The organism is Pseudorhizobium sp. NPDC055634 (assembly GCF_053618655.1).
Genome location: NZ_JBSHHW010000001.1, coordinates 377377 through 394284, shown reverse-complemented (window position 1 = coordinate 394284; position 16908 = coordinate 377377). Strand labels below are relative to the sequence as shown.

At 65.2% G+C, this 16908-nt stretch carries 13 protein-coding genes; 4 read left to right on the top strand and 9 right to left on the bottom strand.

Features of this window, described 5'->3' with window-relative positions:
* Positions 1–272 precede the first annotated feature (272 nt).
* The 9 genes from ACWGPT_RS01960 to ACWGPT_RS01920 all read right to left on the bottom strand — a co-directional run bounded on the left by ACWGPT_RS01960 (position 273) and on the right by ACWGPT_RS01920 (position 11762).
* Positions 273–1553, bottom strand: coding sequence for a glycosyltransferase family 4 protein (locus ACWGPT_RS01960; protein WP_452603879.1), 1281 nt, complete (start codon positions 1551–1553; stop codon positions 273–275).
* Positions 1550–2320 (bottom strand): polysaccharide deacetylase family protein, encoded by a 771-nt coding sequence (locus ACWGPT_RS01955; protein ID WP_452603878.1) that lies wholly within the window; start codon positions 2318–2320, stop codon positions 1550–1552. Before ACWGPT_RS01955 ends, ACWGPT_RS01960 begins: the two co-directional genes overlap by 4 nt.
* Positions 2313–3641 (bottom strand): O-antigen ligase family protein, encoded by a 1329-nt coding sequence (locus tag ACWGPT_RS01950; protein WP_452603877.1) that lies wholly within the window; start codon positions 3639–3641, stop codon positions 2313–2315. The genes ACWGPT_RS01955 and ACWGPT_RS01950 overlap by 8 nt, the downstream gene beginning before the upstream one ends.
* Positions 3638–5272 (bottom strand): GumC family protein, encoded by a 1635-nt coding sequence (locus tag ACWGPT_RS01945; protein WP_452603876.1) that lies wholly within the window; start codon positions 5270–5272, stop codon positions 3638–3640. The genes ACWGPT_RS01950 and ACWGPT_RS01945 overlap by 4 nt, the downstream gene beginning before the upstream one ends.
* A gap of 105 nt (positions 5273–5377) precedes the next feature.
* The gene (locus tag ACWGPT_RS01940; RefSeq protein WP_452603875.1) at positions 5378–6532 is read right to left on the bottom strand and encodes a GNAT family N-acetyltransferase; all 1155 of its coding nucleotides are present in this window, start codon (positions 6530–6532) and stop codon (positions 5378–5380) included.
* Positions 6529–7839 carry a lipopolysaccharide biosynthesis protein gene (locus ACWGPT_RS01935; protein WP_452603874.1) on the bottom strand — a complete coding sequence of 437 codons (1311 nt, stop codon included), beginning with the start codon at positions 7837–7839 and terminating at the stop codon, positions 6529–6531. The genes ACWGPT_RS01940 and ACWGPT_RS01935 overlap by 4 nt, the downstream gene beginning before the upstream one ends.
* Before the next feature lie 5 nt (positions 7840–7844).
* Positions 7845–9821, bottom strand: coding sequence for an asparagine synthase (glutamine-hydrolyzing) (asnB, locus tag ACWGPT_RS01930; protein WP_452603873.1), 1977 nt, complete (start codon positions 9819–9821; stop codon positions 7845–7847).
* A 94-nt stretch (positions 9822–9915) separates the two neighbouring features.
* A complete protein-coding gene (locus ACWGPT_RS01925) occupies positions 9916–11289 on the bottom strand; it encodes an FAD-containing oxidoreductase (RefSeq protein ID WP_452603872.1) in 1374 nt (457 codons plus the stop codon).
* Positions 11286–11762 (bottom strand): DUF4126 domain-containing protein, encoded by a 477-nt coding sequence (locus ACWGPT_RS01920; protein WP_452603871.1) that lies wholly within the window; start codon positions 11760–11762, stop codon positions 11286–11288. The genes ACWGPT_RS01925 and ACWGPT_RS01920 overlap by 4 nt, the downstream gene beginning before the upstream one ends.
* Positions 11763–11964: 202 nt before the next feature.
* On the opposite strand from ACWGPT_RS01920, the gene ACWGPT_RS01915 reads away from it, so the two are divergent.
* From ACWGPT_RS01915 to ACWGPT_RS01900, 4 genes are all read left to right on the top strand, one after another.
* A complete protein-coding gene (locus ACWGPT_RS01915; RefSeq protein ID WP_452603870.1) occupies positions 11965–13788 on the top strand; it encodes a sensor histidine kinase in 1824 nt (607 codons plus the stop codon).
* Positions 13785–15164, top strand: a complete 1380-nt coding sequence (locus ACWGPT_RS01910) for a sigma-54-dependent transcriptional regulator (protein ID WP_452603869.1) — start codon at positions 13785–13787, stop codon at positions 15162–15164. The genes ACWGPT_RS01915 and ACWGPT_RS01910 overlap by 4 nt, the downstream gene beginning before the upstream one ends.
* 195 nt (positions 15165–15359) lie before the next feature.
* Entirely contained in the window at positions 15360–16343 is a 984-nt protein-coding gene (locus ACWGPT_RS01905) for a tripartite tricarboxylate transporter substrate-binding protein (RefSeq protein WP_452603868.1), read from the top strand.
* 99 nt (positions 16344–16442) lie between these two features.
* On the top strand, positions 16443–16904 hold the full coding sequence (locus ACWGPT_RS01900; RefSeq protein ID WP_452603867.1) for a tripartite tricarboxylate transporter TctB family protein: 462 nt from the start codon (positions 16443–16445) through the stop codon (positions 16902–16904).
* The last annotated feature ends 4 nt before the right edge of the window (positions 16905–16908 follow it).

Genomic DNA, 16908 nt, shown 5'->3' with positions numbered 1-16908 from the left:
CCCGGCACCAGTTACAGCCTCCTGATGCTCAGACTGCTCGGGCGTCCCGTCCGACCCGTCAAGGGCCGGTGGCGCCATGGACAGGCGTCGCGCCGGTTCTGTTTCTGCGACTGGTTCCAGATGCTTCGTTGTCATTGTGTCCCGGCTTGCAAAGGCATTTCGAGACCAGTTCTACAGCGGGAACATTCGAGACGTGGAAACCTGTTCGTTAGAATTCTAGCGATCCTGCCGCTGTGTTCGGGGAGCGGTGGAAAAACTTTCGGCGCCGGCGGCTACCGGGAAAGGGCCGCCGAGCTGCCGAAGACACCGGGTTGCAATTCGCCGTAAACCGAGAGCATCCGATCGCGATAGGACGAGCGGGAAAACTCACGCGAGACCCAGTCGCAGCCGGCAGCACCCATTGCCGACCTTTGGGCCGGCCCGAGGGACGCCATCCGCGTCAGGGCGTCCGCAAGGTCTTCGACAGAGGCGGGCGTCGGGGTCAGGCCGGTCTCTCCGACCCTCACCATTTCCGGGATGCCGCCGATAGCCGCGCCGATGACCGGGCGCCCGAGCGCATAGGCTTCCAGAATGCTGATCGGGGCGTTCTCGTACCATTCCGACGGCAGGACCAGCGCCCGGGACTGGCCGATCAGCCGGTGGAGCGCCTCCCCGCCCACGAAGCCCGCGAAGGTGACGTCCGCGTCGGTTTCCTCCACCAGGCGGCGCAGCGCCTCCTCCTCCGGACCGGTGCCGGCGATGACGAGCCGCTGTTTCGCGCGGGCCGCAGCCCGGATCAGGGTCGCCAGACCCTTTTCCGGGGCGAGCCGACCCGCAAAGACGAAATAGTCTCCTTCGTCCCGTCGGATATCGAAACCGTCGAGATCGACGAAATTGGGCACATAGGTCAGTTGCCCGGCCGGCCATCCCCATTCGATCAGCTTGTCGCGATAGAAGCGGCTCGGGACGACGATGCGATCCACCTTGTTGCGGTAGAGGCCGAGCATGCGGTGGACGGCCGTCTCGGCGAAGACGACGGCGCTCAGCGGCAGGGAGCCCTTGAGGCACCTGTTGCGGACGACGTTGTGAATTCGGCCGCCGCGGCACTCCTCGCAGATCCGGCCTTCCCGGAGCATCTTGTAGGAAGGGCAGGCGATCTTGAGGTCGTGCGCGGTCATCACCACGGGGATGCCGGCATCCTTCAGGGTGGAGAAGATCGCGGGCGACAGGTGATGATAGACGTTGTGCGCGTGGGCGATGTCGGGGGGCGCCTTCGCGATCAGCCTTTTGAGGCTGGACTGCGCCTCGAAGGAGTAGATGACCTTGGAGGCCTGCAGCACGCGCTTGAGCGCGCCGCCCTCCCGCCCGTACTCGATCTCGGAGACGAAGTAGTCCGACCACGGGGAGGGCAGGTTCTTCTCATGCTGCATGGCGAAGGGGACGACATCCCATCCCATCTCCTCGAAGAGCGCCGTATGGTCGAGGAAGACCGCCTCCGCGCCGCCGCGGCGGTAGAAGTAGTTGTTGATGTTGAGCAGGCGTACGGGGGAAACGTCGCGCGCGAGGAAGTTCATCGACCGGTCTCCCATCCGAACCGCCGGACCGCGTCCGCCACCGTGATCACCCGACACCCGGCCCGGATCGTATACTCGACGAGACGGTCGAAAGTGTCGGGCCGGCAGCCGTGAGGCGTCGGCCGGTCGGCAATGTCATGCGTGAAAAAGATGAGCCATCCGGGCCTGGCGACCACGTCGTCGACCCATCGTGTCAGTCCCCGCGCGTGCTCCTCCGGCTGGCGGATCTCCACGGACTTGAGCATCCACGGATCGACGCGGTCGCGGTTGATCGCTTCGCCGGCACCGCGACAGGTGGCATAGCGGGCCTTCAGGGTCTTCCGGGCAATGGGCCAGGCAGCATTGTAGGGAAAGGCAAAATTCGTGGGAGCGCGGCGCACCTGCGCCTCTTTGAGGAACTGCCCGTTCCGGTCGAGATCCTGCGACAGGGCGTTTCCATAGGTGCGGACGCTCCGGTGGGCGAAGGTGTGGCAGCCGATCTCGTGGCCGCGCTCTTCCAGCTCGCGACAGCCGGACGAGGAGATCAGCGTGCGGTCCGCTTCCACCCGTCCGGAAAGTCCGCCGGCGATGTAGAAGGTCCCGTGTACGCCGTGGCTTTCGAGGATGGTGGCGCCACGTGTGAGAGCCGTATCGGGAACATCGTCGAAGGTGAAGGTAACCAGCGGGACGTCGGTCTCGATCGTGCGGCTTTGCGAGGCAAGGCTCCAGATCAGCCGGTTGCCCAGCCGGTCCACCAGCCGGTTGGCGCGTGCTGCAAGATCACGCATGGGCTACCTCCCGGACTGATTGCGGGCCGGGGGAGGCGACGAGATTTTCGGAGCGCAGGCGGAAGGCGTAGAGGGCGGCGAGGAACAGGAACCACAAGGGGTTGCCGTTCGCGAAGAAGATGCTTTCGAGCACCGAGTTGAAGAGCGTGTAGAGCCAGATCCGGAGAAAGAGCCGGGTGATGTCCGACTGCGGGCCGCTTGTCTCGATCCCGCGAAGATGCCGCAGCGGGATGATCAGGACGAGCGCGAGGGTCAGCAGCAGGCCGGGCACGCCCGTCGTCAGGGCGATGTCTAGATAGGCATTGTGGCCGTTATAGGCCTGGACCGCCCAGTTCTCGATCGAGCCGCCGCTGTAGACGAGTTCCGGTGTCTGCCAGAAGCCGTTGAACCCGTAGCCGAGGATCGGCCGCTCGGAAATTGCCCCGAATGCCAGGCGCCAAATGTCGTCGCGGTTGGTGAAGGTGGCATCGACGCCAAGGCCGTTCACGAATTCGCGGAAGGGTGGAATGACCGCGGAGCCGACGGCGAGCATGTTGAACGCCGCGACGCCGCCGATCGCGATCGGCACGCGCGTCCAGCGGAATCGCTCGAAAAGCCAGGCGAGGAGCAGCACGCCGGGCAGCATCGCCGATGCAGACTTTCCGCCGGTGTGCAGGAGGAAGAAGGTGGAGAGGGCGACGATCGCCAGCCCGGCAAGCTTCGACCATGTGGACGCGACATATAGGCCGATGAAGGCGGTGATGACCATGATGCCGGCGGCGCTGTTCTTGTGCGGCAGGTGACCGCGCCAGAAACCGGCGTTCATGGGCTCGCGCAGTTCGGAGGCTTGGTGGATGGAAAGCTCCGGCAGGAAGACGACGCCGTAATAGGCAAATCCCAGCATTACCAGCGCGCCGAGGGCCAAGAGCTTCGAGAACTGGCGCTCGGAGGTCGGCAGGAGCAGGAAAACCGCAGCCAGCACGAAGGTGATGGCCGAAAGCGCGACCGCCTTGATGCTGGCAAATGCGTGAGGCGAGGCGAGGGAGACGATGAGGAACCAGGCCAGGATGCAGAGCATCAGGCCATGCGGCTTCAGGATGATCGACCGCATCGGATGGGCCAGCCCGTATATCAGCAGGCCGGCGAACAGCAGCAGCGTGATGACCTGGTTCAGGCGGTGGGAGTTGCCGGCGGACGGGTCGAGAACGGCTTCTCCGGTAAGATCGACGTAAGGCTTGACGGTGATGAACAGGAACAGCAGGACGGCCATGAAGAGGATGGCGCCGATCGGAGCGGGACGATCCTCTTCGTATGCCACCGTCTGCAGCACACGGTCCGTCATCGGGGCCTCGTGACCTGCCGGCGGCTGGACGGGATCGGTTGGAGGTTGCGGAGATGTCCGAGCAGCCCCATCGCGATTGCTAGGCCGACCCCCAGGACTGCTCCGGCGACCGCTCCTGCCGCAGCGAGGATCACCGTTCGCGGCGGCCAGCTCTTCGACTGCGGCGGGACGGCGGGCGAGATCACCCTGACATTAGTCGCATCGATCTGCTGGCGCTCGGCAATCTGGGTGGTGCGGGCAAGGAAGGTCTCGTAGACGGTGGCCTTTGCCCGGGCATCCCGTTCCAGTTCGCGAAGCCGCACCTGGGCGTCGTTGGCGACGTATACGGTCGTGCGGCCGTCCTCGGCGGTCGCCCGCAATTCCTGAAGCGCCGTCCTCGCCTGTTCCATGTCGGTTCGAGCCGACTGCAGGATGCGTTCTGCCTCGTCGGCAATCGCGTTGCGGAGGGCCGCCTCCTCGGAGCGCAGGGCGATCAGGCGCGGATGAAGCCGGCCATAGGTCCGCTCCATGGAGCCGACCTGCTGGCGAAGGGTGTTGTAGGTGCCGCGCAGCGTCGTCATCGCGGGGGAATCGAAGACCGCCGCTGTTGCCGCCTGGCCGCTGGCGACGGCGGCCTGCATCTGCGCGTAGCGGGCATCCGCCTGGATCAACCGCTGCTGCGCTTCCACGACCTGCGTATCGACAAGCGACGACATGCGGCTGTTGGCGAGTTCTCCCGCCGTGGCCTGCAGGTCGTTTTCCCGCCGGAACGCCTCCACCTTTTCCTCGGCCGCCGTGACGGCGGAGCGGAGTTCGTCCAGCCGTTCGCCCAGTCCGGACGCGATCCGGCCGGCACTCGTCGCGGCGGATTCGAAGAGTTCCGTCTCGAAGGCGCGGACGACGGATTCGGACAGCCGCACGGCCTTGTCCGGATCTTCGCTCCAGACCGACAGGACGACCACGAAGGATCGCTCCTCGCGTCGTGCCTCCACCCGTTCGCTCAGTTCGCGCAGCACGCCCAGTTCGAGGTCCTGTTGGGACGTGCCCGACGAGAACATGCGCAGGAGCGGCTCGAACGGTCCCGGTTTCACGAACTCGGGATCCTCCGTCAGCTTTAGGTCGGAGATGACCTCGCGCAGGACATTACGCGACGTCAACACCCTGAGGCGGCTCTCGACTTCCAGGAGCTGCGCTTCGCGCTGCGGGCTCGACGCGAACACGTCGTCCGAGACGACGTTGAGGTTCTGCGGATCGATGATCAGGTCGGTATAGACCGTGTAGCGCGGCGTGGCGGTCAGTCCGAAGATGGCGGCCGCGCAGATGCCCAGGATCGTCGCGCAGACGACGAGCCGGAGCCGTTGCTGCAGCCACAGGAGGATGTCGGCGGGGCCAAGTTCGCGCAGACTGTGCAGCCCCGCGTTGAGGCGCCCCTGGATCCACGCACGGTGATCGGATGGCTGTTCTTCCGGCCTTGCTTCAGGCGGCGGTGGTTCTTGGATTTCAGGCTCGGTGACCGCGAGTCGGCGATAGGTTTCGGCGCCCTGTTCCGTCTGCGGATGGCTGATGAGGTCGAGAAGCGATGCGGGGGTGCGTCCGGCCTGCGCTCTCGGCATGTCCGGTCGTCCGTCTTCAGGCTCCTTCGGCCGATACATCTCCTACCTCCAACCGGGCCGGGTCGCGCGGGGAGAGCGCGGTTCTGCGACAGCGAATATCTTCGGGAACCTAGTCCTGCGCTATAAATATTGGGTTAACCCGCCTCACCGGAAGTCGGTGACGAGCCGGCTCCAGCTCTCGGAGGCAAGGCCGCCGACGTAGAGATCGTTGCGGAGAACCGCTTCGCGGACGTCTTCCCGATCGGTCGTCATGCAGAAATAGCCGCGGCTCACGAAGCTGGTCCTGCCGCTCCTGAGCAGGGCGTTCATCAGGAATGGCTGCGCCATTCCGCGCGCCGCAACGTGGCCGGATGCCTCCAGTTCGGCAAACAGGGCTCTCACGACCTCCACCTCGCGCCCCGGCTCGCTCAGCACGTTCAGGACGTGGGCGGTCCCACGCGGCTTGTGAAGGTAGAGACAGGCGCCGATCTCCTCGTCCCGCCGGTCGAGCAGGATCTTGCCGGTGAGCCTCCCCTGCGCCGGGTTGGCGGCCGCGTTTTCCATCAGCCAGCGAAACTCCCTTCCCGACCAGGAGGGGCGCAGCGAGAAACGGCGCGTCATGGTTCGGAAGGAGCGCAGGAACGTGGGTGCGTCAGCCGTAACCCAGCGCGCGTCAATGTCCGGCTCGGCGCGCAAGGAAGGCATCATGCGGCGTGCCAGCCGGTCAAAGGGATAGGCGGGGAGGGAGAGCATCGGCACGTTGAGCCACGGCAGCTTCGTCCGTACCCGTTCGATCGCCGCGGCCGCCGGCCGGAATGTCCGGCGCCATTCGAGGCTCTGGATCGGAAGGACGCTGCCGCCTCCGACTGCCCAGTGATCGGCACTGGCGGGTGAGGAGTTATCGGAAAAGCAGAATTCCGGCTGCGACAGGCGGATGGCGCGCGCGATGCGCGCCGCTCCCGCCAGTCCCGCCCTGCCATCCGCCATGAAGGCGCAGAGAAGCCGGGCCGTGATCTTCCTGCCATCCACCTCGAAGCTCATGGGAAGCGCCAGAACGGCGCTGTCGATGCGGCCGGCGGCATTCCGATGCACCAGCGATCCGGCCTCCTCTCTATAGCCGGGCGAGGAGAAGAAGACGTGATCCAGATAGGTGACCAGTTCTCGGGAGGGGGGCTTAGAGACCTTCCGGAAGGCCAGGTTGAAGAGCCGCCCGACGTCATCGAGATCATCCCGCGACATGGGTTGCACCCCGCGGGGGACGACAGGCGTCGAAGGCGGCACCGCAGGCGGTGCGGACCGGGCGAGGGCGGACTGTCTCATTCTGCCGGCACCCCCGCGCGCATGGAGATCGTCCTGTCGCGGGATCTGGCGAGGACGCGGAGATAGACGATCCAGGCCGCGACCGCCATGGCGATCTCGATCACGTAGTAGGAGAGGATGGTACCCGCAGGCGGGGCGTACCAGGTCGCCCAGGCGGCAAGGGCTGCCCCGAGCAGGCTGCCGCCGCCGAGAACGGCGCCGCGGGCGCCCTGGTGACCGGCAGCGCCGAGCGCCTCCAGCGCGATCGCCCAGCAGGAAACCGGGATCAGTACCCAGCAGAGATAGCGGACGAACTGCACAAGTGACGTGTACTCGTGACCGAACAGATAAGGCAGAACCGGGGCCAGCAGGTAGACGCCCAGGGCTGCTGCAATGCTGATCGTCAGCGCTACGATGAAGATCCGTCGCACCCGCACCGCCGCGTGATGCAGGCCGGCGGCGCTCGCGCGTGCGGTACCTGGATAAAGGATGCGGTTGAGGGCATCCACCGACAGGTAGCTGCTCTCGATGATCCGGCGGGCGACGCTGTAGCTCGACATGATCTCGGCGCTCGTCACCAGGCTCAGTACCACGAGATCGGCGTTCTGCCGGGCCGCCTTCAGGATGAACGGAATGCTGAAGTAGAGGCCGAGCCTGAGTTCTTCCCGAACGATCCGGAAGCGGGGCCGGCCGAGCGGGCGAAGCGCGGCGGCACAACCGGCCAGGAAAAGCGCGTGGGCGGCAAACTGCCAGATGATCCAGCCCTGGAGGGTCGAAACCTCGAAGACGATGCAGGCCAGACCTGCCGCGGCGGTCCGGATCAGGGCGAAGCCCATGACGGATTTGTTGGCGGCGCCGAAATCGGAAAAGGCGATGAAGACCTGTTCGGTGAAGAGGATGGCACGAACCAGGACGATGTTGGTCGCCAGCATCGTCGTGATCAAAAGGACGTTGACAAGCCTGTCTTCGGCGACCTGGAAGAAGTAGGGCAAGGCCACCGCGCCGACCAGGACCAGGACAAACCCGCTGACCGCAATCAGGATGAGATTGTGGCCAAGGAGCGCGGGATAGATTTCCTCGTCGCGGGCCACCCTGCGCACCAGGCATTCCGTTGCTCCCAGCCCGCAGAGGTGCACGGCGACGTTCGACAGGGCGGTGATCGCAACGAAGAGGCTGAACTCGTCCACGCCGAGGAAGCGGGCGAGGATGGCGAACGTCAGAAGCTGAGCCGCCGAGCTGACGATGAGACTGCCTCCCGAGGCGGCATAGGCCGCGGCATGGGGAAGGAAGGTGCGAAGGTTGCGAATTCGCGATGCATGCTTGCCCATTGCGGTCATCCCGCAACCGCCAGAGGCGCGCCCGCGGAAGCGGAGCCGGGATCATCGCGGCGTGTGCCCGGCGCGAATTGTCGGTGCCACAACTGCGTAGAGATTATGCCGACAAGGGCTGCATTGTCACGAAAGCCGGTCAGCGGACGGGAGCGGGACTTGTCGCGGAGCCGCGAGACGGCGTTCGCGTTGAAAAAGCCGGCGTTGCGGATCGCCTCCTCGCCGAGGCATTCGCCGACATAGGCCTCGTCGTGCCCGTTCACGAAGGAACTGCTGTCGGGCGCCCGGTAGGGCTGCTTCGGACGACGGATGACGTTTTCGGGCAGCAGGCCGTCGGCCACCCGGCGCAGGATGTGTTTTTCCTCGAGCCCCTTCAGTTTCGTCTCCGGGGAAAGCCTTCCGGCAAATTCCACGACGCGGTGGTCGAGGAAGGGGAAGCGGCCCTCGATCCCGTGCGCCATGGCCATCCGGTCGCCCTGGCTCGACAGTATGTAGCCGGGCAGGAGGAAGCGCGCTTCCAGGTATTGCGCCTGGTGGAGCGGATGCCAGCGGCAAAATTCGGAGGGCAGGCGCGAGGCGAGGTCGTCGGCGGCATCGTAACCGCCGAGTTCTGCCCGCAGATCGTCGGAATAGAAGATCTTGGCCGCTGCGGTGCTGCGAAAGCGCGGCCGGTGGGAGAAGAGCGGATCGTCGGACCGGTCGGCACCCGCGCCGAAGAAGGCTGCCAGATACTCGGGGGATTGCTGCTTCAGGCCGGGAAGGTAGGGATAGAGCTTGCGGAAGAGATGCGGGCGGATGCGGGATTGCGGCTGGCGAGCGCAAAAGCGCCGGACCCGTGCCTCCCGAAAGATGTCGTAGCCGGCGAAGATCTCGTCGGCGCCCTCGCCGGTCAGCACGACCTTCATCCCCTCGTCCCGCACCAGCCGGGAGAGATGGAAGAGGGGGGCGGGCGCAGTCCTCAGGATCGGCCGTTCCGCATGCCGCACCACGTCGGGAAAGCGCGAGGCGATTTCCGAGGGACCGCAGCGGACGGACCGGTGGCGGGTGTTCAGTCTTTCGGAAACCAGCGCCTGGAAGCTGCTCTCGTCATGCTCCGCGCTGTCGAAGGTGACCGAGAAGGTGTTGAGGCCGTTCGGGGCCATGGGCGCGGCGAGCGCGGTGACGAGCGAGGAATCGAGGCCCCCGGAAAGGTAGGCCCCAACTGGCACGTCGGCGCGCATGCGCAGCCGGATGGAATCGGTCAGGAGGGCATGCAGTTCGTCCCGCCGGTCGGCGCCTCGGTCGGGATTGATATCGCGCATGTCCGGAAACTGCATCGTCCAGTAGGGGCGCTCGGCGATCTGTCCGTCCCGCGCAGTCAGCACATGGCCGGGCTCGAGTTCGTATATCCCCTTGAAGGCGGTGCGGGGTGCGATCGGCGCCCAGAGGGTGAAGATCTGGTCCAGCGCCAGCGGATCGAGTTCGGCGTCGATGCCCGGAACCTGCAGCAGAGCCTTGATCTCGGATGCGAAATAGAGCGTGTCGCGCAACCGGGTGTAGAAGAGAGGCCGGACGCCCATCCGGTCGCGGGCCAGCACGAGACGCCGGTTTCGCCCGTCCCATATCGCAAAGGCAAAGTCGCCGTTGAGGCGCTGCAGGCACTCCTCGCCGAAGGTCTCGTAAAGCGCCAGCAGCACCTCGGTGTCGCTTTCGGTGCGGAAGCGGTGGCCTTTGGCCTTCAGATCTTCCCGCAGTTCGACATAGTTGAAGATCTCGCCGTTGAAGGCGATGACGATCGACCCGTCGGAATTGCGCATGGGCTGCTTTCCGTCCGAAAGGCCGACGATGGAAAGACGGACATGGGTAAGTCCGATGCCGCGCGCGGAGAAGGTCCCGCGGCCGTCGGGCCCGCGATGGGCGATCGCCTCGGCCATCCTCTCCAGGAGGCACTCTGTCGCCCCCGGATGAGCTGCTTCACCCAGAAATCCTGCAAGTCCGCACATTTTTCGGTCACCTTTACGCTCCGAGAACCTAGCGGAAATGCCTGCCAACGGAGTTAAGCAACGGCGGCAAAAGGCGGAAACGGTGAACGGAAGATTAAACGGGCGACATGTCCTGGATCACGGTCGGCCAGAGCTCGGATACGGTGGGGTGGATGGGCACGGCCCAGCGGAGCGTATCGACGCTCGCGCCCGTGTTCATGACATCCAGCACGCCATGGATCGCCTCGTCGCCGCCGGTCCCCAGGATGGCGGCTCCGAGGATGGCGCGGGTTTCGGCATCCGCGACGATCTTCATGAAGCCCTGCGTCTCGCCCTTCTCGATCGCTCGTCCCACGCGGCTCATAGGGCGCCTGCCGACGAGGACCTTCTTTCCGGCCTTCACGGCCTGCGCTTCCGTCATGCCCACCCGTCCCAGGGGCGGGTCGATATAGAGCGCGTAGCCGAGGATACGGTCCGAGACCCGCCGGTCTTCGCCATCGAGCAGATTGGCGGCGACGATCTCGAAGTCGTTGTAGGCGGTATGGGTGAAGGCACCCTTGCCGTTGCAGTCGCCCAGCGCCCAGATGCCCTTGGCGGTCGTGGTAAGGTCGTCGTGAACCTTGATATAGCCGCGCTCGTCAACGTCCACGCCCGCCTTGTCGAGACCGAGGTCATCCGTGTTGGGACGCCGGCCGGTGGCGAGCAGCACGTCCGAGCCGACGATGGTCGGCGGGCCGTCGGTGCAATCGACGCCGACGGCCGCACCTTCGGGATGGGGCTCCAGACGGATGCATTCGGCGCCCGTGCGAATATGGATGCCTTCCGCCTCGAGGATCTCGCGGATCGCGTCGGAAATGTCGGGATCCTCCCTGGCTATGAGGCGCTCGCCCTTCTCGATGACGGTCACCTCGGCGCCGAACCGGCGGTACATCTGCGCGAATTCCAGGCCGATATAGCTTCCGCCGATGACGATGAGATGGCGAGGCACGCGGTCGAGCAGGACGATGCTGCTATTGGTCAGATAGGACACACGCTCGGTTCCGGGAAAGTCCGGTATCGCCGCCCTGCCGCCGACATTCAGGAAAATACACGGAGCCCGCAGAAGCTCCTCGCCGACGCGAACGGTGTTGCTGCTTTCCAGCCGGGCATGTCCCTCGATCAGACTGCATCTCTCCATCGACTGCAGCCATTCGCGATTGTTGCGCCGCGCGTTCAGCGTCACCTGGTGAGAGCGCGCCATGACTTTCGGCATGTCCACCCTGGGCGGACCATCGAGCTCAATTCCGTAGTCGGAGGCCCGGCGGGCGAGGTGGGCCGCATAGGCGCTGGCGACCAGCGCCTTGGTCGGCATGCAGCCGGTGTTGACGCATGTGCCTCCCACATGCTTGCGCTCGATGATGGCCACGGTCATTCCCGCCGCCGTAAGGCGTCCGGCAAGCGATGGTCCTGCCTGTCCGGTGCCGATGATGATGGCGTCGAAATCCCTCATGAGCTGGCCATGCGGGTGAGCGCGTAGATGATAAGCCCCGCGCCGGCGATGGCGATCGCATCCTCGATGAAGGCCGCGGGCGGATCGCGCCGGAACGCTGCCGCCACCCTCGACCGGAATGCGGCGCCGCCGAGCGTCCCGGCGACGGCCCCGATCGCCCCGGCAGCGAGGCCGCCCAGCCATTGTCCGAAGCCCATGCCGATGGCGGCGCCGGAGAAGGCTCCCGTGATGATGCGGGTCGCGAACTGCGCCGGCACGGTCCGGCTCGGGGTGCGGGGAAGCTGGTCCGTCACCAGTTCGCCGATCGCCAGTATCGTCAGGATCAGGGCGGTCCAGATCGACCCGAGGAAGGCCATCCAGCTGCCCGCAACGCCGACGAAGCCCAGATAGGCTCCCCAGCTTACCGCGGCCGGAGCAGTCATGGCGCGCAATCCGGCGATCACGCCGATCAGCAAGGCAAGCAGATAAATCATGCGGCAGTTCTCCGCGAAGGCGTTCTCCGAACCCATCGGCGACGCCGTGAGATGCAAGCACGACCGCGGCAATAGTCAAGCAGTAAAGCGCTTCTGCCGCCCGGTCTATTTGCAGGAGCCGCATGTTAAAGCGCTCCACCCTATGGAATTGGGGGGAGTATTCTCTATTATCGCGCGAGCCTGTCCTGGGGGAGCCTGCTGCTTGCGTCGCCGTACTGCCATCCTGTCCGTGGTTTTCGTCGTATTCGGCCTCGGTATCGTCTTCGGCGGCGGCGAGATTACCGCGCGCCGGTATATGGACGAATCCGCGGCCCAGGCGGGGACAACGCTCCGGCTCGCCGTGCTGGCGCTTGAGGGGCACCTGAAGCGCTACGAGGCCCTGCCTGCGCTGATTGCCGACCAGGCCCTGGTCGAGGAACTGGTCCAGAGGCCGGATGACGAGCAGCTGAGGGAGCGAACGAACCGCTACCTGAAGGAGATCAACACGCTTCTCACCTCGTCCGACATCTATGTGATGACGCCGGACGGCAATACGATTGCGGCCAGCAACTATGACGGCCCGCTGAGCTTCGTGGGCGAGAACTTCAGCTACCGCCCGTATTTCCAGGACGCGGCCAACGGTCGGCAATCCCGCTTCTATGCGCTGGGCACCACATCCCTGAAGAGAGGCTATTACTTCGGCTCTCCCGTGACGGTGGATGGAGCGGTGCTCGGCGTCATCGTCTTCAAGGTCGATATCGACGGCATCGAGCGCTCCTGGACCGGCGGCGACAGCCGCATCTTCGTGTCGGACCCGGAAGGCATCATCTTCATGACGGGCTCGCCGCAATGGCTTTACGCCGCGATCGAACCGCTGACGCCGGAACGCCTGGCGCGCACCGAGGCCTCGCGCCGCTATGCGGATGCATGGCTGAGGGAACTTCCGATCCGCCGCGGCAGCTATGCCGGGCACGAGAGCGTCACGATCGCGGATGCGGGCGAGGAGCGGGAATACCTCGCGGTCTCGGCGCAGATGCCGGAGGCAGGGTGGACGGTGACAGTGCTCGCCGATACCGGCACCGTGCGGGCGCAGACGCAGACCGTGATCGTGGCGATTGTGCTTTTCCTCTGCCTTGCGGCGCTGTTCCTGGCGATCATCATGCAGCGCCGGGCACGGCTGAACGAGCGGATGCAGATGCAAGCCGACGCGAAGCAGGAACTGGAGAGGCGCGTCGTCGAGCGTACCGCGGACCTTGCCCGCGTCAACAGCCGCATCGAAAAGGAGATCGCCGAACGGCGGCTGACGGAGCAGCGCCTTCGCCAGACCCAGGCGGACCTGATCCAGGCCGGCAAGCTCGCCGGGTTAGGTCAGATGTCGGCGGCGCTGTCGCATGAATTCAACCAACCGCTGGCGGCCGCGAAGACCTATGCGGAAAGCGCGGCCATGCTGATGGAACGTGGCCGCATCGACGAGGCGCGAGACAATGTGCGCCGGATTTCCGCGCTGATCGACCGGATGGCCTCCATCAGCCGGCATCTGCGCAATTTCGCCCGCAAGCCCAACGAGAAGCTGGGTGCCGTCTCGGTCGGCGAGGTGGTCGCGGATACGTTCGAGATCGTCGAGACGCGGCTGAATATCGCCAAGGCCACGCTCAGCATCGACCTTCCGCCCGATCTGCCCCAGGTCCGGGCGGGAGCGGTCCGTCTGCAGCAGGTGCTCGTCAACATCATCACCAATGCCGCCGATGCCGTCGAGGGGCGGGAGCACAGGGTGATCGAGCTTTCCGCGCACCGCGAGGCGAACAGGGTTGTGATCCTTGTCAGGGACAGGGGAACCGGAGTTGAGGCGGCCATACGGGAACGGATATTCGACCCGTTCTTCACCACGAAAGGCGTCGGCAAGGGGCTGGGCCTCGGACTTTCGATCTCCTACAACATCATCAAGGACTTCGGCGGCAGCCTGACCGTGTCCGATCATCCCGACGGCGGTGCGGTCTTCCGCATCGAACTGGACGTCGCAACCGAGGTTCTCAAGGCGGCGGAATGAGCGAGCAACGTGTCTTTCTGGTGGACGACGAGGAGGAGTTGCGCCGGTCGACGGCGCAGGCGCTCGAGCTTTATGGGCTGCCTGTCGTCACCTTCTCCAATGCCGACCATGTGTTCGAGCTTCTCGGCTACAGCTTCGATGGCGTTGTGGTGACGGATATCCGGATGCCGGGAACGGACGGGATGACGCTCCTGCATCGGATCCGCGACCTCGACAGCGAAATCCCGGTCATCCTGGTCACCGGGCACGGCGACGTGCAGCTGGCGGTCAAGGCGATGCGGGAGGGAGCCTACGACTTCCTGGAAAAACCGTTCACCCCCCAGCATCTCGCCGGCGTTATCCGTCGGGCGATGGACAGGCGCGGCCTGGTACTCGAAAACCGGCGTCTCAGGGCCGTGGCGGGCAAGCGGGACGACTTGGAGGCGCGCCTGCCCGGCCGGACCCAGGTCATGGTGGATCTCCGCTACCGTATCCGCGCGATCGGGGCGACGGATGCCGATACGCTGATCATCGGCGATACCGGGGCCGGCAAGGAGGTCGTCGCGCGGGCGCTGCACGATATCAGCCCCAGGGCCAATCGCCCCTTCATCGCGATCAACTGCGCCGCGCTGCCGGAAAACCTCATCGAAAGCGAATTGTTCGGCCATGAGGCCGGGGCCTTTCCGGGCGCGATCCGGGCCCGCTACGGCAAGTTCGAGCATGGTCGCGGTGGCACGATCCTGCTGGACGAGATCGGATCGCTGCCTTTCGACCTGCAGGCCAAGTTCCTGCGTGTCCTCCAGGAGCGCGTCATTACCCGTCTGGGATCGAACGAAGTGGTCCCGCTCGACGTGCGTTTCATCGCGACGAGCAAGGTCGATCTCGAGGCGGAGGTTGCCGCCGGCCGGTTCCGCGCCGACCTCTTTTATCGACTGAACGTCGCGACGATCCATGTTCCTTCCCTGGAGCAGCGGCGCGCCGACATTCCCCTCCTGTTCCTGCAACTCGTCCGGGAAGCCTCCGCCCGATACGGGCGCGAGGACGTCGAGGTTCCACCGGACGTGATATCGGCCATTGCGCAGCGGGAGTGGCCGGGCAATGTACGTGAGTTGAGGAATGCGGCGGACCGTTTCGTCCTCGGTCTGGATGCCGGGCCGGGCGACGCCTCCGCGTTGCGGGAGGACAGCGAGAGGCTTGCCGACAAGGTGGCGGCCTTCGAGCGCAGCATCATTGCAGGTGCCATCGCCGCGCATGGCGGGGCGTTGCGGCCGGTCTACGAGATGCTCGGGATTTCCCGGAAAACACTTTACGAAAAGATGCAGAAATACGGGCTCGACAAGAAACTGCTCGGTCCGGACCAGTTTGCCTCCGAGGACAGGGACGGCCAGTCTTCCTGACGGGATGGGTGGATTTCCACCCAATGTTCGCCTCGTATGTTTCGATTTCCACCCAAGGCAGGGGTCTGAGGCCTAGCTATCAACGGTTGTCGGGGGAGAACTAATTGCGCCACGGAAAAATGCGGCAGCAAAGTGCATGGAAGCTGGCGGAGGAGGAACTTTTGCCGGCTGACGACTGCATTCTGGAGGAACCTCATGAAAATCTTGAACGCCATTCTCGGCGCAACCGCTGTTGCCGCCGTTTCGCTTTTTTCCGCCGCTGCCGGCGCGCAGACCTATCCTGACCGGACGATCACCATGGTCGTGCCGTTCTCGGCGGGCGGCCCGACCGATACGGTCGCACGGCTCGTCGCCGAATCCATGTCGAAGGATCTCGGCCAGCAGGTGATCGTGGAGAATGTCGGTGGTGCGGGCGGTACGCTCGGCGCGGCCCGGGTGGCCAATGCGGACCCCGACGGCTACACGATCCTGCTGCATCACATCGGCATGGCCACCAGCGCCACGCTGTACCGCAAGCTGAACTACGACACCCTCAACGCCTTCGAGTATGTCGGCCTCGTCACCGACGTGCCGATGACGATCGTCGCGCGCAAGGACCTCGAGCCGGCCGATCTCGGCGGCCTGATCGAGTATGCGAAGGCGAACAAGGACACCGTAACGGTCGCAAACGCCGGCATCGGCGCCGCGTCCCACCTTTGCGGCATGCTGTTCATGAGCGCCATCGATACACCGCTCGTCACGGTTCCCTACAAGGGCACAGGACCGGCGATGACCGATCTCCTCGGCGGCCAGGTCGATATCATGTGCGACCAGACCACCAATACGACCAAGCAGATCCAGGCCGGCACGATCAAGGCCTATGCCGTCACCTCTCCGGAGCGTCTCGACGTCCTGAAGGACATCCCGACGACCGCCGAAGGCGGCCTCACGGATTTCCAGGTCGGCATCTGGCACGGCATCTATGCTCCCAAGGGCACTCCGCCCGAGGCCGTCGAGCGCCTGTCCAAGTCTCTTCAGGTTGCGCTCAAGGACGAGAACGTCGCGGCCCGCTTCGCCGAGCTCGGCACCGAACCTTCCCCGGAAGCGGACGGCACGCCGGAAGCCCTGAAGGCAAAGCTCGAAAGCGAGATCGCACGCTGGAAGCCGGTGATCGAAGCTGCCGGCCAGTACGCTGACTGACATTCATCGTCACGCTGACGCCGATCCTCTCTCCGTTTGGGGAGGGGATCGGCTCTGCGGCGCCGTCTCCGCGCGCCGCCTCCTCTTTACGGAGTGCACATGAAATCCCTTAGAATCGACGTCCCCAATATCATTTGCGGGCTCCTGTTTATCGCGCTTGCGCTGTTCTTCGGCATGCAGTCCCTGTCGCTGGAACTCGGAACGGCTTTCCGCATGGGGCCGGGCTATTTCCCCTTCGTCCTCGCCTGCTGCCTTGCCCTGTTCGGGGCGATCCTTGTCATTCAGGCGCTCCGCGTCGAAGGCGAGCCGATCGGACAGATCGCCTGGCGGGGCATGATGTTCATCCTGCCGGCACCGGTCTTCTTCGGCCTTACCGTCCGCGGCCTCGGCTTCGTGCCGGCGCTGTTCCTGACGGCGCTGATCGCAGCCTTCGCGTCGAACCGGATGAAGCCCGTCACCGCCGTGCTGCTTGCGACGGGCCTGACGATCTTCTGCTACCTCGTCTTCAGCTACGGGCTCAATCTCCCGTTCAGGGCCATCGGCCCCTGGCTGGGCCATTAAGGGA

What these genes read in the sequence shown, in the direction of transcription:
- ACWGPT_RS01960 (WP_452603879.1), bottom strand. Translation starts at nt 1,553, where the DNA reads ATGAACTTCCTCGCGCGCGACGTTTCCCCCGTACGCCTGCTCAACATC.
- ACWGPT_RS01955 (WP_452603878.1), bottom strand. Translation starts at nt 2,320, where the DNA reads ATGCGTGATCTTGCAGCACGCGCCAACCGGCTGGTGGACCGGCTGGGC.
- ACWGPT_RS01950 (WP_452603877.1), bottom strand. Translation starts at nt 3,641, where the DNA reads ATGACGGACCGTGTGCTGCAGACGGTGGCATACGAAGAGGATCGTCCC.
- ACWGPT_RS01945 (WP_452603876.1), bottom strand. Translation starts at nt 5,272, where the DNA reads ATGTATCGGCCGAAGGAGCCTGAAGACGGACGACCGGACATGCCGAGA.
- ACWGPT_RS01940 (WP_452603875.1), bottom strand. Translation starts at nt 6,532, where the DNA reads ATGAGACAGTCCGCCCTCGCCCGGTCCGCACCGCCTGCGGTGCCGCCT.
- ACWGPT_RS01935 (WP_452603874.1), bottom strand. Translation starts at nt 7,839, where the DNA reads ATGGGCAAGCATGCATCGCGAATTCGCAACCTTCGCACCTTCCTTCCC.
- asnB (WP_452603873.1), bottom strand. Translation starts at nt 9,821, where the DNA reads ATGTGCGGACTTGCAGGATTTCTGGGTGAAGCAGCTCATCCGGGGGCG.
- ACWGPT_RS01925 (WP_452603872.1), bottom strand. Translation starts at nt 11,289, where the DNA reads ATGAGGGATTTCGACGCCATCATCATCGGCACCGGACAGGCAGGACCA.
- ACWGPT_RS01920 (WP_452603871.1), bottom strand. Translation starts at nt 11,762, where the DNA reads ATGATTTATCTGCTTGCCTTGCTGATCGGCGTGATCGCCGGATTGCGC.
- ACWGPT_RS01910 (WP_452603869.1), top strand. Translation starts at nt 13,785, where the DNA reads ATGAGCGAGCAACGTGTCTTTCTGGTGGACGACGAGGAGGAGTTGCGC.
- ACWGPT_RS01905 (WP_452603868.1), top strand. Translation starts at nt 15,360, where the DNA reads ATGAAAATCTTGAACGCCATTCTCGGCGCAACCGCTGTTGCCGCCGTT.
- ACWGPT_RS01900 (WP_452603867.1), top strand. Translation starts at nt 16,443, where the DNA reads ATGAAATCCCTTAGAATCGACGTCCCCAATATCATTTGCGGGCTCCTG.